This window comes from Marinobacter antarcticus (assembly GCF_900142385.1).
GTDB classification, from domain to species: Bacteria; Pseudomonadota; Gammaproteobacteria; order Pseudomonadales; family Oleiphilaceae; genus Marinobacter; species Marinobacter antarcticus.
In genome coordinates this window covers 1-1,504 of the sequence record NZ_FRAQ01000011.1, presented here as the reverse complement: position 1 = coordinate 1,504, position 1,504 = coordinate 1, and the positions used below count along the sequence as shown (strand labels likewise).

Below are 1,504 nucleotides of genomic sequence, written 5' to 3'. Positions count from 1 at the left end.
CGATTCCGACTTCACGGAGTCGAGTTGCAGACTCCGATCCGGACTACGACGCGTTTTGTGAGATTAGCTCCCCCTCGCGGGTTTGCAGCCCTCTGTGCGCGCCATTGTAGCACGTGTGTAGCCCTGGCCGTAAGGGCCATGATGACCTGACGTCATCCCCACCTTCCTCCGGTTTGTCACCGGCAGTCTCCCTAGAGTTCTCAGCATTACCTGCTAGCAACTAGGGATAGGGGTTGCGCTCGTTACGGGACTTAACCCAACATCTCACGACACGAGCTGACGACGGCCATGCAGCACCTGTGTCAGAGTTCCCGAAGGCACCAATCCATCTCTGGAAAGTTCTCTGCATGTCAAGGCCAGGTAAGGTTCTTCGCGTTGCGTCGAATTAAACCACATGCTCCACCGCTTGTGCGGGCCCCCGTCAATTCATTTGAGTTTTAACCTTGCGGCCGTACTCCCCAGGCGGTCAACTTAGTGCGTTAGCTGCGCCACTAAGGATTCAAGATCCCCAACGGCTAGTTGACATCGTTTACGGCGTGGACTACCAGGGTATCTAATCCTGTTTGCTCCCCACGCTTTCGCACCTCAGTGTCAGTGTTGGTCCAGGTAGCCGCCTTCGCCACTGGTGTTCCTTCCTATATCTACGCATTTCACCGCTACACAGGAAATTCCACTACCCTCTACCACACTCTAGCCGAGCAGTTCGAAGTGCCGTTCCCAGGTTAAGCCCGGGGCTTTCACATCTCGCTTACTCAACCACCTACGCGCGCTTTACGCCCAGTAATTCCGATTAACGCTTGCACCCTCCGTATTACCGCGGCTGCTGGCACGGAGTTAGCCGGTGCTTCTTCTGTGAGTGACGTCAATCCTCCAGAGTATTAGTCTGAAAGCCTTCCTCCTCACTGAAAGTGCTTTACAACCCGAAAGCCTTCTTCACACACGCGGCATGGCTGGATCAGGGTTGCCCCCATTGTCCAATATTCCCCACTGCTGCCTCCCGTAGGAGTTCGGGCCGTGTCTCAGTCCCGATGTGGCTGATCATCCTCTCAGACCAGCTACGGATCGTTGCCTTGGTGAGCCTTTACCTCACCAACAAGCTAATCCGACTTAGGCTCATCCAATAGCGCAAGGTCCGAAGATCCCCTGCTTTCCCCAAAAGGGCGTATGCGGTATTAATCCGAGTTTCCCCGGGCTATCCCCCACTACTGGGCAGATTCCTAAGCATTACTCACCCGTCCGCCGCTCGACGCCTGGTAGCAAGCTACCATCGTTTCCGCTCGACTTGCATGTGTTAAGCCTGCCGCCAGCGTTCAATCTGAGCCATGATCAAACTCTTCAGTTTAAATCATACAAGATCCGAAGATCTCAATTCTTGCTCAAGACAAAACTCAATGTTCGACGAGTCGCTTGCCTTGGTATTTCTTGTCGAAATACTCCAGCCAGCGCCCACACGAATTACTTGGTTAATTTGTTAAAGAGCGTTTGAGCCGTGGCTCAATCAAGG

At 53.8% G+C, this 1,504-nt stretch carries 1 rRNA gene; it reads right to left on the bottom strand.

What is annotated here, in order from left to right:
* A 16S ribosomal RNA gene (locus BUA49_RS17475) occupies positions 1-1,342 on the bottom strand; the annotation flags it as partial.
* Between the last annotated feature and the right edge of the window lie 162 nt (positions 1,343-1,504).